This window comes from Enterococcus sp. ARL09-542 (assembly GCF_005234805.1).
Lineage (GTDB): Bacteria > Bacillota > Bacilli > Lactobacillales > Enterococcaceae > Enterococcus_D > Enterococcus_D gallinarum.
In genome coordinates this window covers 51,278-66,250 of sequence record NZ_QPQX01000013.1, presented here as the reverse complement: position 1 = coordinate 66,250, position 14,973 = coordinate 51,278, and the positions used below count along the sequence as shown (strand labels likewise).

Below are 14,973 nucleotides of genomic sequence, written 5' to 3'. Positions count from 1 at the left end.
AAGTTTCTTTCGAGGTGAGCAAAATGGCAAAATTATGGGGCGGTCGTTTCGACGGCAAAAATGAAGCATGGATCGATGCCTTTGGAGCGTCGATTCCTTTCGATCAATTATTGGCAAAACAGGACATCCAAGGCAGTTTGGCTCACGTCAAAATGCTGATCCACACGGGGATCATTGATGAAGCAGATGGCAACAAAATCATTCAAGGCTTGTTAGCGATCCAAGAAAAATTAGCGGATGGTGAACTGACCTTTTCGATTGAGAACGAAGATATTCATTTGAATATCGAGACCTTTTTACATGAAGAAATTGGACCCGTCGCTGGCAAATTGCATACGGCCCGGAGTCGGAATGATCAAGTTGCGACGGATATGCACTTGTACTTGAAGGATGTGGTAAAGGAAGTCATCGACTTGATTGCGGCGTTCCGTCACGTACTAGTGGAGCAAGCTGAAAGCAATATCTACACGATCATGCCCGGCTATACTCACCTGCAGCATGCACAGCCGATTTCTTTTGCCCATCACTTGTTAGCCTATTACAGCATGTTGACCCGCGATCAAGAACGGTTTACAGAAAGTCTCACTCGGATCGATATCATGCCTTTAGGCAGTGCTGCATTGGCTGGCACCACATTCCCTATCGACCGTGCCTATAGTGCGGAAGCATTAGGTTTTGGCTCGATTTACAGCAATAGTCTGGATGCCGTTAGTGACCGTGATTTTATTCTGGAATTTTTGAGTAATGCCGCGATTTTGATGATGCATCTTTCTCGTTTTTGTGAAGAGTTGATTCTTTGGTGCAGTCATGAGTTTCAATTCGTGGAATTGACGGATACTTTCTCTACAGGTAGTTCAATCATGCCGCAAAAAAAGAATCCTGACATGGCGGAATTGATCCGCGGCAAAACAGGACGTGTCTATGGCAACCTTTTTAGTTTATTGACGGTCATGAAAGGTCTGCCTTTGGCTTATAACAAAGATTTCCAAGAAGACAAAGAAGGCATGTTCGATACCACCGAAACCATTGTGAAAAGCTTGCAGATCATGACCGGAATGATCCAAACGATGCAAGTCAACCATGAGCGAATGAAACGTTCGACAGAAAAAGACTTTTCCAATGCCACTGAACTGGCGGATTATTTAGCAGGTAAAGGAATTCCTTTCCGACAAGCCCATGAAATCGTTGGTAAATTGGTGAGTGAGTGCCTCAGTAAAGGCATTTATCTACAGGATATCCCACTAGAAGAGTATCAAGCAGTCCAGCCAGTGATCGAAGCTGACATTTACGATAAACTGGACTCTTATACGGCAGTCAAGAACCGGCATTCTTACGGCGGTACCGGATTTGACCAAGTCAAACAACAGATCGAAGCCGCCAAGCAATCCCTGGCATTGGCATAAAAAAAAGCGAAGATTTAGGTCTTCGCTTTTTTATGCTCACTGAATCAATGACGCACACGTGATTTTGCTGGATCGATTTGAGGCGCTTCACCTAGGTGCGCTTGGATCATCCAGATACGTTTTTCAGTATCTGTTTTGAAGCCGATAAAGATATCTTGTGTTGAATCATCGCCTTCTTCACCACTGACTTCAATCCCTTTTTGGTATAAGTCAGCTAGATAACGATAACCTTCAACAAGTGTAGCTAAACGTTCTGGGATCGTACGGTCCCAGTTGCCGATTTCATCAGGGATTTGTGTATTGTCTGCCATTTCCCGTAATGTTGAGTAGGGTGAGCCATCTAATGTGATCAAGCGTTCAGAGATCACATCTAATTGGTCGTTCAAATCATCCATAAAATCATCCATCATTGGATGTAAAGTTAAAAAGCCAGGTCCTCGCATGTACCAGTGTGTTTGGTGAACGACCATTGCCATTTGACTTAAGTCAGCAACGAGTTGATTCAACACTTCTTTTGTTTGTTCAAATTTCATTACGATTCCTCCTTTAAATTCTCTATTTCAAGCATAGTATGAATCTAAAAAAAAGTACACCAAAACCTACTACTTGAGAAAATTTCTCAGCTTTTCACGTATTTCTTTATGAGGCAAAGGAGGAGGAGACAGTGTATCTGATGTGGGGGTATATTTTAGGTGCAGCGGTATATGCGTTTATTCAAACCATTTACTGGCAGGATGATCCAAGCAAATATTTTGATGATTTTCATAGAAAACCTCCTATTTTCTATTCCGTGGCCCAACAGCCATTTTTTCCTTTTATCAAGCATGCTCAAGTTTTATTGGATTGCACTGCTGCTAGTTTATTGGCAAAAAGCGTTTATGCTTGGCTGATCTGGCTTGCTTTCCTACAACCATCCGTAGGGGAGTGTTGGCTGGCGTTGGTCTGGTTGAACAGTGCTTACCTCCTCACTTTGACAGATCTCTACGATTATAGTGTCAAGGGAGAGATTCTCTATCCTTCTTTGTTTTTATTGGCTTTTACCAATCTCATGAACGCACAGCCTTTTCATTGGCAGAACTTCCTCCTGCTTCTGCCATTATTCTTTTTCGTTTGGCAAGAACAGCTGGGAGATGGCGACTTATTCTTGATTGGTGGTTGGGCGCCTTGGCTGTCTACTCACCAACTCCTGTGGCTGTTGATTATCGCTAGCTGCTGCGGGCTCTTGTTTTTTTCATTGCATAAGCTGTTTGTCAGAAACCAATTACGAATGCTGCCCTTTGTTCCTTGTTTGAGTTTAGCATTAGTCATCGTGCGTTTCCTTTAACAAAAAAGCCCGCTGTTTCATTAGCGAAACAGCGGGCTTTTGTTTAGTTTTGGTTGTTCAATGCATCTTCTGCAGCCATTTGCGCTTCAATGTCGGAAATACTATAGACATTTTCACTCGCAACAGTGACTTCTTTTGGTTCCATTTCACGGTAGCGAGCCATACCAGTACCTGCAGGAATAATCTTACCGATGATAACATTTTCCTTCAATCCTAGTAATGGATCTTTCTTCCCGCGGATCGCAGCATCTGTCAACACACGTGTTGTTTCTTGGAAGGATGCAGCAGATAAGAAGCTGTTTGTTTCCAAGGATGCTTTTGTGATACCAAGTAAGACTGGGCGGCTGGTAGCAGGAACCCCGCCGGCAACTAATGTGTTGTAGTTGCGGTCTTTAAAGTCAGCGATATCCATCAATGTTCCTGGCAAGATGTCTGAATCACCTGGATCCATGACACGAACTTTACGCAACATTTGACGAACCATTACTTCGATATGTTTGTCGCCGATTTCTACCCCTTGCATACGGTAAACGCGTTGTACTTCACGCAATAGATAGTTTTCAACAGACAAGACATCACGTACTTGCAACAATTGTTTTGGATCGATTGATCCTTCTGTCAATGGTGCACCACGATGGATAAAGTCTTCTTCAACCACTTTCATACGTGCGGTAAATGGTACAGTATAGGTCCGAGTATCAGTTTCCCCTTTGATCGTCACTTCTTTCGTACGAGTAGACGCATCTTCAGAGATATCGATTACTTCACCGGTAACTTCAGTGATGACCGCTTGACCTTTCGGATTACGGGCTTCAAAGATTTCTTGGACACGAGGCAGACCTTGAGTGATATCATCACCGGCTACCCCACCGGTATGGAATGTACGCATGGTCAACTGAGTACCTGGTTCACCGATTGATTGGGCAGCGATCGTACCAACTGCTTCACCAACTTCAACTTCTGAACCAGTTGCCAAGTTACGGCCATAACAATGTTTACATACACCATGTTTTGTATTACATGTAAAGACGGAACGGATCGAAACAGTTTCGATTCCTGCGTCAACGATTTCTTTGGCAAGGTCTTCAGTGATCAATTGATCTGGTCCGACAATGACTGCACCAGTCTCTGGATGGATCGCTGATTTACGTGTGTATCGTCCAATCAAGCGTTCTTCCAATGATTCGATGATTTCGTTACCTTCACGAATAGCTTGAATATCTAAACCACGGTCGGTTCCGCAATCTTCTTCACGAATGATGACATCTTGCGCCACGTCAACCAAACGACGAGTCAAGTAACCAGAATCGGCTGTCTTCAAGGCGGTATCGGTCATTCCTTTACGAGCCCCGTGAGTAGAGATAAACATTTCTAAGACAGAAAGTCCTTCACGGAAGTTTGAGATGATCGGCAATTCCATGATTTGTCCATTCGGCGCAGCCATCAATCCACGCATCCCAGCAAGCTGAGTAAAGTTGGAGATGTTACCACGGGCTCCAGAATCAGACATCATGAAGATTGGGTTTTTCGCTTCCAATGATTCCATCAGTTTCAATTGGATCTCATCTTTCGCGGCATTCCAGACACCGATTACGCGTTCATAACGTTCATCATCAGTGATCAAACCACGACGGAATTGTTTCGTGATCGTTTCAACTTGTTTGTGGGCATTTTCGATGATGTCATGTTTTTCATGCAAGTTCATGATATCTGCAATACCTACAGTGATACCGGCCATTGTAGAATGGCTATACCCTAAGTCTTTCATGCGGTCAAGCATCCGTGATGTTTCAGTGATGCGGAAACGTTTGAAGACTTCAGAAATAATATTTCCTAAGTTTTTCTTCTTGAATGGTCCGACTAGTTCTTGTTCTTTGATGAAAGCAGGAATATCTGTTCCAGCTTCGACAAAGTACTTATCTGGTGTTTGGACTGTCAAATTGAAATCTGTTGGTTCATTCAAGTAAGGGAATTCTGTTGGCATGATCGAGTTGAAGATCACTTTCCCAACAGTCGTTACCATCAAGCGTTCTTTTTGTTCTGCAGTAAATGGTTTGTCCCCTAATGTGTTTGGATTGATCGCAATACGGGTGTGTAAATGCACGTAACCATTGCGCCAAGCTGTTACTGCTTCGTCCATGTCGCGGAAGATCATGCCTTCCCCTTCGCGGCCTTCTTCTTCCATCGTCAAGTAGTAGTTCCCTAGGACCATATCTTGAGATGGTGTTACAACTGGCTTACCGTCTTTCGGATTCAAGATGTTTTGTGCTGCTAACATCAACATCCGTGCTTCGGCTTGCGCTTCTTCATTCAATGGCACGTGGACAGCCATTTGGTCTCCATCGAAATCGGCATTGTAGGCTTCACAGACTAGTGGGTGCAAACGAATCGCACGGCCTTCAACCAATACAGGTTCAAATGCTTGAATTCCAAGTCTGTGCAACGTAGGTGCCCGGTTCAAAAGAACAGGGTGTTCTTTGATGACGTCTTCTAGGACATCCCAAACTTCATCTTCTTGGCGCTCGATTTTACGTTTCGCATTTTTGATATTTGACGCGATTTCACGAGAAACCAATTCACGCATCACAAATGGTTTGAACAATTCGATCGCCATTTCTTTTGGCAATCCACATTGATACATTTTTAGGAATGGACCAACGACGATAACGGAACGACCAGAATAGTCAACACGTTTACCTAGTAAGTTTTGACGGAAACGACCTTGTTTCCCTTTCAACATATGAGAAAGAGATTTCAATGGACGGTTACCTGGTCCAGCAACTGGACGACCGCGACGACCATTATCGATCAAGGCATCCACTGCTTCTTGGAGCATCCGTTTTTCATTTTGAACAATAATATTCGGTGCATTTAAGTCTAATAGACGTTTCAACCGGTTGTTCCGGTTGATTACACGGCGATAAAGATCGTTCAAGTCACTTGTTGCGAAACGGCCACCTTCTAATTGGACCATTGGGCGCAAATCAGGCGGGATAACTGGAATAACATCCATGACCATCCAGCTTGGTTTGTTTCCTGAAGCACGGAAAGCTTCTAAGATATCTAAACGACGGATCGCACGTGTCCGTTTTTGTCCGGTCGCGTTTTTCAATTCTTCTTTTAGTTCAGCCACTTCGCCGTCTAGATCCACACCATCCAACAATTGTTTGATGGCTTCAGCACCCATCGCTGCTGAAAATTCTTGACCGTATTGGTCACGTTTTTCACGGTATTCCCGTTCAGTCAATAATTGTTTCTTCTCAAGACTAGTGTTTCCTGGCTCGATCACGACATAAGAAGCAAAATAAATGATTTCTTCCAAGGCACGTGGGCTCATGTCTAACACTAGACCCATCCGTGAAGGAATGCCTTTGAAGTACCAAATATGTGATACAGGTGCCGCTAATTCAATGTGACCCATCCGTTCACGACGAACTTTTGAGCGAGTGACTTCAACACCGCAACGGTCACAAACGATTCCTTTATAACGAATTCGTTTGTATTTTCCGCAGGCACATTCCCAGTCTTTGGTTGGGCCGAAAATACGCTCGTCAAACAACCCTTCGCGTTCAGGTTTCAACGTACGATAGTTAATGGTTTCAGGTTTTTTTACTTCACCGTAAGACCAGCTTCTGATTTTTTCAGGAGAAGCCAAACCGATTTGCATACTTTCGAATTTATTTACATCGATCAAAAAAGGTTCCCTCCATTTCATTTCATGGACATATCCGATAGAACACGAGGTTGAGACCTCCGTCTGATTTTGACGGGTGTCCCCTCGTTTCTATTATTGCAAGCGATCTTCTGCTGTCTCGATTTGTTGGTTCAAATCATCGGCGGCATTTTTAGCTTCTGTTTGTGCTTGTTGCTCAATTTCACGAGCATTTTGTTGTTCGGCAAATTTTGTTAAGGCGTCCACGGTGATCAAGTCATCATCGTCATCATCCATATCACGCAATTCAATCTCTGCATCATCAATGTCTAAGACACGCATGTCTAAACCAAGTGATTGCAATTCTTTGACTAATACGCGGAATGATTCTGGTACGCCTGGTTTTGGAATTGGTTCCCCTTTAACGATCGCTTCGTATGTCTTCACACGACCAACAACGTCATCTGACTTGTACGTCAAGATCTCTTGCAAGGTATAAGCAGCACCGTATGCTTCCAGTGCCCAAACTTCCATTTCCCCGAAACGTTGTCCACCAAATTGTGCTTTACCACCCAATGGTTGTTGCGTAACCAATGAGTATGGTCCAATTGAGCGGGCATGTAATTTATCATCGACCATGTGGGCCAATTTGATCATATACATGACACCTACGGAGATTCGACCATCAAATGGTTCTCCAGTACGGCCATCATACAAAACGGTTTTGGCGTCGCTAGCCATGCCGGCTTCTGCAACTGTTGCCCAGACATCTTCATCGCTGGCACCATCAAAGACTGGTGTAGCAACGTGGATTCCTAATTGGCGGGCAGCCATTCCTAAGTGTAATTCCAATACTTGTCCAATGTTCATCCGTGAAGGCACCCCTAATGGGTTCAACATGATATCAACTGGTGTACCGTCTGGTAAGAAAGGCATGTCTTCTTCTGGCATAATGCGAGAAACGACCCCTTTGTTTCCGTGACGGCCGGCCATTTTATCCCCTTCATGGATTTTCCGTTTTTGAACGATATACACGCGAACGAGCATATTGACACCTGGTGACAATTCATCGCCAGCTTCGCGGGTAAAGATTTTCACATCATGGACGATTCCACCACCACCGTGAGGTACGCGCAGAGAAGTATCGCGGACTTCGCGGGCTTTTTCACCAAAGATTGCATGAAGCAAGCGTTCTTCTGCAGATAGTTCCGTTACCCCTTTAGGCGTTACTTTACCAACCAACAGATCGCCATCTTTGACTTCCGCACCAATGCGGATGATACCCATTTCGTCTAGATCTTTCAATGCGTCTTCCCCGACATTCGGGATTTCACGAGTGATTTCTTCAGGTCCTAATTTTGTATCACGAGCTTCTGATTCATATTCTTCAATATGCACAGAAGTGTAGACATCATCTTTCACCAAACGGCGGCTCATGATGATGGCATCTTCATAGTTGTACCCTTCCCAAGTCATGAATGCGACTAGAACGTTTTGTCCTAATGCCATTTCACCATTTTCCATGGATGGGCCATCTGCAAGGATGTCGCCTTTTTCTACTTTTTCGCCAAGGGCTACAAGTGGGCGTTGGTTGTAACTTGTTCCTGAGTTAGAACGACGGAATTTCGTTACCGAATAAACATCTAATGCGCCATTGTCGCGACGAACGCGAATTTCAGCAGCATCCACATATTCGACGATTCCATCTTGTTTACACAATAATGCAGCACCTGAGTCATGGGCTGATTTGTATTCCATACCAGTACCAACCCATGGTGATTTAGGGTTGATCAATGGAACTGCTTGCCGCTGCATGTTGGCACCCATCAAGGCACGGTTGGAGTCATCGTTTTCCAAGAATGGGATACAAGCTGTTGCGACTGCGACTACTTGTTTAGGTGAAACGTCCATGTAGTCCACTTTGTCGATCGACACTTCTAAGTTTTCAGAAGTCGCACGAGCCATAACAACATCATTCACGAATGTACCGTCTTCATTCAGCAAACTGTTTGCTTGGGCAACGACGTAATGGTCTTCGATATCTGCAGTCAGATAGTCGATTTGATCTGTCACACGGCCAGTCTCCCGATCAACACGACGATAAGGGGTTTCGATAAAGCCATATTTATTGACTTTGGCATAAGACGCCAAGCTATTGATCAACCCGATGTTCGGTCCTTCAGGCGTTTCGATCGGACACATCCGGCCATAGTGGGAATAGTGAACGTCCCGTACTTCATATCCAGCACGGTCACGCGTCAAACCACCAGGTCCTAAGGCTGATAAACGACGTTTATGGGTCAACTCACCCAATGGGTTGGTCTGGTCCATGAACTGTGACAACTGAGAAGAACCAAAGAATTCTTTGATACTTGCTACAACAGGACGAATATTGATCAATTGTTGCGGTGTCAATGTTTCTGTGTCTTGGATTGACATCCGTTCACGAACGACACGTTCCATCCGAGCAAGTCCGATTCGGAATTGATTTTGCAATAATTCCCCAACTGAACGAATGCGGCGGTTTCCTAAGTGGTCGATATCATCAACATTGCCGATACCTTCCATTAAATTGAAGAAGTAGCTCATAGAAGCAATGATATCCGCTGGACGTACTGTACGAACGGTCGTATCTGGATAGCCATTACCGATAACATTCACTTCTTGTTCTGGATCTTTTGGTGAAAAGACTTTGATGACTTGAACAGTCATTGGTTCTGTAACAACACCGTCTTCTGATGGGTAGTAAGTAACACTATTTAAACCATTATCGATAAAGGCACCTAATGTTTCCATCACTTGGTGAGTCAACACAGTTCCTTTTTCGACGATGATTTCGCCAGTTTCAGGATCAACCAATGTTTCTGCTAATGTCAAATTCAATAGACGTGTTTTCAAGTCTAATTTTTTGTTTACTTTGTAACGACCAACATTTGCTAAGTCATAGCGTTTTGGATCGAAGAAGCGAGCATTCAACAAGCTGCGTGAGCTGTCAGCCGTTTTGGGTTCGCCTGGACGCAGACGTTCGTAAACATCTTTCAGTCCTTCTTCTGTCCGAGAGTCGCTTGCATTTTTGTGCAAGTCTTTTTCGATTGTGTTGCGTAACGAATCACTGTCTCCAAAAATTTCAAAGATCGTGTCATCTGAACCAAACCCTAAGGCACGCACTAACACAGTCAAAGGAATCTTCCGAGTACGGTCAATACGTACATAAGAGATGTCTTTCGCATCTGTCTCCATTTCTAACCACGCACCGCGGTTAGGGATCACAGTTGAGCCGAATCCTTCTTTTCCGTTCTTATCGACTTTCCCATGGAAATAAACACCTGGTGAACGGACTAACTGAGAAACGATGACCCGCTCTGCCCCATTGATGATAAACGTACCTTGTTCCGTCATTAATGGAAAATCGCCAAAGAAGACTTCTTGTGACTTGATTTCGCCAGTTTCACGGTTTGTTAAACGCAATGTGACATGCAAAGGTGCCGAATAGTTGGCATCATGTGCACGAGCTTCTTCCACTGTATACTTAGGTTCTTTCAATTCATAGTCTACAAATTCTAGGGACAAATTGCCGTTAAATCCTTCGATTGGCAAAATATCTTCAAACATTTCTCTTAGGCCCTCATCTAAGAACCATTGGTAAGAGTCGGTTTGAATTTCAATCAAATTCGGTAATTCTAATACTTCACTGATCCGTGCGAAACTTCTACGTTCGCGGTGCTTTCCGTATTTTACTACGTGTCCAGCCAAGCTCTTCACCTCTTCATAAAGTCTTTCAAAAAGGCTATCCGATTATTTACAAAACTGTAACAAATATTAAATATATATTACAGAAAGCATTTTTTGCGGCTTTTAGGCAAAAAAAAACCAAAAATAGAACAGATGCAATGGGCATTTTCTACTTTTGTTTCCTTATTCCCAAGCCGAAACGGACAATATTTCGTTTCTGCTTTTTTCTTTCAGATAGTTTTTGCAACTCCTTATTATACAGATGAAGCACATTGATGTCAAGCTTTCATTGAAAGTTGCAACGCTTTTCCGATGCATGCAAATTCTAAGTTTTCTTTAAGAAAGGATTTTCTAAAATTAGAAAAAATGACGAGAAATTTCTTTGCATTTTCTTGTTTTCTTGCTATGCTAGCAAAAAAAGCATGAGCGTTACACGTGAAACATTTTGAAAGGAGCAACTATGACAACTAGAGAAAAGATTTTGGCATTGTTGCAACAAGAAACCTCCGTTTTATCCGGAGAAAAAATTGCCCAAAAATTGGACATATCACGGACTGCCGTCTGGAAAGCGATTAAAGAATTAGAGAAAAAAGGCTACCGCTTTGAACATTCAGCCAGCGGCTATCGCTATTTATCAGCAGATCGTTACGAACAACGCACGTTACAGGAAGCACTGCCGATGGTAGCAACGATCCAGATCGCTGACCAAGTTGAGACCACGATGAAAGAAGCAAAGCTAGCTGCTTTATCTGAACTTTCGACTCCGGCTCTATTTTTAGCAGAAACACAGGTAGGCGGGCATGGTCGATTCAATCGTCCTTTCTTTTCACCCAAAGGAAAAGGAATCTATATGAGCTTATTGCTGAAGCCAAATCATACCTTCAGCGAGTTGCCTCAATACACATTATTGGCAGCGGTAGCTGTGGCACAAGCAATCGATGAGTTGACCGGCAAAGAAACACAAATCAAGTGGGTCAACGATATTTACTTAGAAGGAAAAAAAGTCTGCGGTATTTTATCTGAAGCCACTAGTGACTTTGAAAGTGGCCGCATCGCTTCGATCGTCATCGGCATAGGCATCAACTTTGCGATCCCTCAGACAGCTTTCCCAGAAGATATCCAGCAAAGGGCAACCTCTCTCTTTCCAACTGGGGAAGCTCCTGTCAATCGTGCGCGCTTGATCGCAGCAGTATGGACACGCTTCTTTGACTTGTTGGATCAATTACCGGCTGATGATTATCTAACTATTTATCGTCAGAAATCATTTGTTCTTGGTAAAACCGTTTGCTTCACACAACAAGGCATCCGCTATGAAGGAGTCGCAGAGTCCATCACTGCTACTGGTGAATTAGTGGTTCGGACAACAGATGATGTCAAAGTCCTTTCTTCTGGTGAAATCAGTCTGGAGAAATATTCTTAGCAGCATTTTTTTCAAAAAACCAAACAAAGACCCGTCAGATCAAGAAAGACTGCTCTTACGATGCAGCCATTCTTTGTCTGACGGGTTTTTGTCTTGCTATTTAGTGAACGAGCATTTGCCAGATCAGGCATAAAATTAGGCCTAGAGCATAGCTACTGTTAAATAAAATCATGTTTTTGATTGAATAACCAAAGCTTCTTGGGTGAGGCAAACTTGCTTGATGCTCTTTCAAGTTTTGGCGAATCTTCGGTAAGGTTAGAAAGACGAGTAAGATCGGCCACTGATAAAGACCAAACAAAAATCCGATCAAAATCGCACCGTAGGATGCCAGCATCAATCCTTGGAAAAGATGAATGCCGTTGGTCCGACCAATGTAATAAACCAATGTGTACCGGTGGTTCTCAATATCTGTTTCTAAATCACGCAAGTTATTTGCCAACATAATATTGGCAATCGTAAATACAAGGGGCAAGGATGCTAATACAATGGCACATACCGCCCACAGATGACCCACTAATCCGAAGGTTCCGGTCGCAAAATCAATGTCTAAATAAAAAACTTTTTGTGTGACAGTGTTCAGATAGATGGTGATGGCAAAAATACCTAATCCCATCGTCATTCCACTAAAGACTTCCCCCAATGGCATCCGAGATAAGGGAACCGGCCCAAAGGTATAAAACACCCCGATAAAGCATACGACTAATCCCATCAGCAATAAAAGCCAGCCTGTCATCCAAGTCAGATAAAGACCGATCAACAACGTTAGCGCCAACATGCCAAAAATCATGTTCCGTACAAGGGTTTCGGGAATCTTTTCCCGACCGATCACATTTTGTTCATACTTATAAACCTTAGACTTTGCTTTTTTGAAATCCATGTAGTTATTGATCGATGTTGTCGTTAAATCAAACAAGATCATCCCTACAAAAAATATAACGGTGTTCAATGGATGGAATTCATGGAAGTATACGAGAGAAAACAAGATTCCCATAATAAACGGAAAAATACTTGCAACCTTAGTCCGAATCTCAACAACTTCTAAAAATACTGCAAGAGACACAAGATCCCTCCTCTTATTTTAAATCGGCACGATCGCCCATCGTGTAACCTGATTCTTCAGACAGCTTAAAGGTATCTTTGATTCCATCCGTAACATAGACGATCCCTTCTTTCGTGATGAAGATCGCATCTGTTCCTTTGTCGGTGTGCTGCTCGATATATTCTAAACCAGCTTTGATCCCTTTATCAAAAACCACCGTCGTCAAACCATCGCCATCGATCGATTTATCTGTGATCACAGATACACTGGCAATGTCATTGTCATACGGATACCCTGTTTCTGAATCAAAGATATGGTGATAGGTTTTGCCGTCGACTTTCAAATAGCGTTCATAGATTCCTGAAGTGACCACCGTTTTGTTGGTTTCTTTGATACTGCCAATAATGGAACCGCGGGCTTCGTTGGGATCTTGGATCCCCACATTCCAAGGTTCGTCTTCACCACGATTGCTATGTCCTAACACATAGACATTGCCGCCTAAGTCAACGATTGCCGAGGTAACCCCTTGTTCCTTCAATACTTTGACTACTTCATCCGTGATATATCCTTTAGCGATCGCTCCTAAGTCAATGATCATATCTTTGTCTTTTAAATAGACGGTCTTCTCATCATCATTGAACTCAACTTTCCGATAATCGATATGTTTTAGTGCTTCATCAATTTCCGATTGTTCCGGTTTGCGAGCATCATCAAATCCAATCCGCCACAATTGGGTGATCGCACCGATAGCCATATTGAACCCGCCATTAGATTTTTTGCTATAGTCATAGGCATCCTTCAATAGAAAATAAATATCATCAGAAACTTTGACTGGTTTGATTCCAGCTTGGGCATTGATCTCGTCAACTTCTGATCCTGCTTGGTTGATCGTAATCTTGTCTCCCAATTCTTTGATGCGGGCAAACGCTGGTTTCATCGCAGATTCTTTGCCTTCATCGTAAATTCTGATGCGTGTATACGTGCCTAATAAAAATTCTTCTTGAAAATATGGTTCGTCTCTTAATTGAACAGTTTCTTTTTCACTGCCGCAAGCGGATAATATTGTGATAAAAAAAACAATCAATGCAAAAAACGGTAATTTCTTTTTCATGGTCTTCCTCTTTTCTGTTGTATTCAATTTTATTATAATAGCTTTTTTTTTCTAAAATGAAAAGGGTTGGCGCCAGAATCTTAGTTTCTTTTGCGATTCTTTAATCTCTTCTGTTTCTTTATCAGACAGAGGGAGTCCACGTAGGAAGGTTTTCTACTAGAATTTTTTTATTATTGGTAGGTTATTTAGCGCTTTTGAACATAAAAAAAGCGGTACTCTACATCAGAATACCGCTTGTTCATTTATGAATTATTCAGTGACGATGTTGTCCACTTGGATAGGTGTTTCGTCCCCTTTTTCTGCTGCGTTCAACAATTGTTGTGCATAGATCACGAAGCTGTGGAAGCTGTGTGTCGCACCAGAAACAACATCCATATCAGCAACTGAACCATCTTCAGCATTTACTGCTGTCACGAATGCTTCGTTGAAGTTTGGAATAAATTCTTCTGGGTTTGTACCAGATTTTGCTTTCATGTTTTCGTTGTATTCCGCATCATCTTTTTTAGATTTGCCATCTTCGTTAACATAGTCATAGTTAGATTCAGACACTTTGCCGTCTTTGACAGTGATTGAGAATGCTACACGGTAGCCATTTGAATAGTTCTTTTCTTCTAAGCTATACGTACCATCTTTCAAGTCTGCACCGTTGTCGATCTCGATTGTATCTGTGTTGCCTGCTTGAGCAGCTTGGATCAATTGTTGTGCATAGTTTTGGAATGAATCGAATGAGTGTGTCGCACCAGAAACAACTTCAATTGCTGAAGGGCTTTGTGCCGCAACCAATTCTTCATTGAATTTAGGAATAAATTCTTCTGGACTGATTCCTGCTTTGGCTTTCATGTTTTCGTTGTATTCCGCATTTTTTGTTTTTGATTCGCCGTCTGCATTGATGTTGTCATATTTAGATTCAGTGATTTTGCCATCTTTAACAGTGATTTCAAAAACTACGCGGTAATCGTTTGAATAATTTTTTTCTTCTAATTTATATGTGCCATCTTGCAATGGTGCTCCTGCGACTACTTTCGCTTCTGATTCAGAAGTTGCTGTTGCTGATTCGCTGCTAGCGACTTGTGAAGTACTTTCTTTTGTTGACGAAGAAGCTGACGTGTTGTTGTCAGATCCACAACCTGCTAATACTAACGCTGAGAATGAAAATACCGCCATACCTACCATTAATTTCTTTGCTTTCATAATGCTCCACCTTTTACTAATTATTTTCCCACAAAAAAAGTTTGTGATTCATCTAACATTTTAAAGTAAATTAGAAATATGTCAACCGCTTCCCTATAGCT

The 14,973-nt window shown here is 42.6% G+C and carries 9 protein-coding genes; 3 read left to right on the top strand and 6 right to left on the bottom strand.

Features of this window, described 5'->3' with window-relative positions; translation table 11 throughout:
* The first annotated feature begins 23 nt into the window (after window positions 1–23).
* Window positions 24–1,403: an argininosuccinate lyase gene (gene argH / locus DVW06_RS13205; protein WP_041120323.1), complete on the top strand. Its 1,380-nt coding sequence runs from the start codon at window positions 24–26 to the stop codon at window positions 1,401–1,403.
* A gap of 44 nt (window positions 1,404–1,447) precedes the next feature.
* Here the strand turns inward: argH and DVW06_RS13200 are convergent, their stop codons facing one another.
* Complete coding sequence (locus tag DVW06_RS13200) at window positions 1,448–1,936, bottom strand: Dps family protein (RefSeq protein WP_137264741.1); 489 nt, start codon at window positions 1,934–1,936, stop codon at window positions 1,448–1,450.
* A gap of 140 nt (window positions 1,937–2,076) precedes the next feature.
* Here DVW06_RS13200 and DVW06_RS13195 point away from each other — a divergent pair, with 140 nt between their 5' ends.
* Complete coding sequence (locus DVW06_RS13195; RefSeq protein ID WP_113850265.1) at window positions 2,077–2,727, top strand: hypothetical protein; 651 nt, start codon at window positions 2,077–2,079, stop codon at window positions 2,725–2,727.
* 43 nt (window positions 2,728–2,770) lie between these two features.
* Here DVW06_RS13195 and rpoC read toward each other — a convergent pair whose 3' ends face one another.
* The gene (gene rpoC, locus DVW06_RS13190) at window positions 2,771–6,421 is read right to left on the bottom strand and encodes a DNA-directed RNA polymerase subunit beta' (RefSeq protein ID WP_137264740.1); all 3,651 of its coding nucleotides are present in this window, start codon (window positions 6,419–6,421) and stop codon (window positions 2,771–2,773) included.
* Window positions 6,422–6,514: 93 nt separating this feature from the next.
* Window positions 6,515–10,132 (bottom strand): DNA-directed RNA polymerase subunit beta, encoded by a 3,618-nt coding sequence (gene rpoB, locus DVW06_RS13185; protein ID WP_005469779.1) that lies wholly within the window; start codon window positions 10,130–10,132, stop codon window positions 6,515–6,517.
* Window positions 10,133–10,571: 439 nt separating this feature from the next.
* Here rpoB and DVW06_RS13180 point away from each other — a divergent pair, with 439 nt between their 5' ends.
* Window positions 10,572–11,531 (top strand): biotin--[acetyl-CoA-carboxylase] ligase, encoded by a 960-nt coding sequence (locus tag DVW06_RS13180; RefSeq protein WP_005469778.1) that lies wholly within the window; start codon window positions 10,572–10,574, stop codon window positions 11,529–11,531.
* A gap of 100 nt (window positions 11,532–11,631) precedes the next feature.
* Here the strand turns inward: DVW06_RS13180 and menA are convergent, their stop codons facing one another.
* The 3 genes from menA to pplA all read right to left on the bottom strand — a co-directional run bounded on the left by menA (window position 11,632) and on the right by pplA (window position 14,872).
* The gene (gene menA / locus DVW06_RS13175; RefSeq protein WP_086268921.1) at window positions 11,632–12,591 is read right to left on the bottom strand and encodes a 1,4-dihydroxy-2-naphthoate polyprenyltransferase; all 960 of its coding nucleotides are present in this window, start codon (window positions 12,589–12,591) and stop codon (window positions 11,632–11,634) included.
* 13 nt (window positions 12,592–12,604) lie between these two features.
* Window positions 12,605–13,681, bottom strand: coding sequence for an FAD:protein FMN transferase (locus tag DVW06_RS13170; protein WP_005469775.1), 1,077 nt, complete (start codon window positions 13,679–13,681; stop codon window positions 12,605–12,607).
* A gap of 249 nt (window positions 13,682–13,930) precedes the next feature.
* Window positions 13,931–14,872 (bottom strand): extracellular electron transfer flavoprotein PplA, encoded by a 942-nt coding sequence (gene pplA, locus DVW06_RS13165; protein WP_003128866.1) that lies wholly within the window; start codon window positions 14,870–14,872, stop codon window positions 13,931–13,933.
* Window positions 14,873–14,973 lie beyond the last annotated feature (101 nt).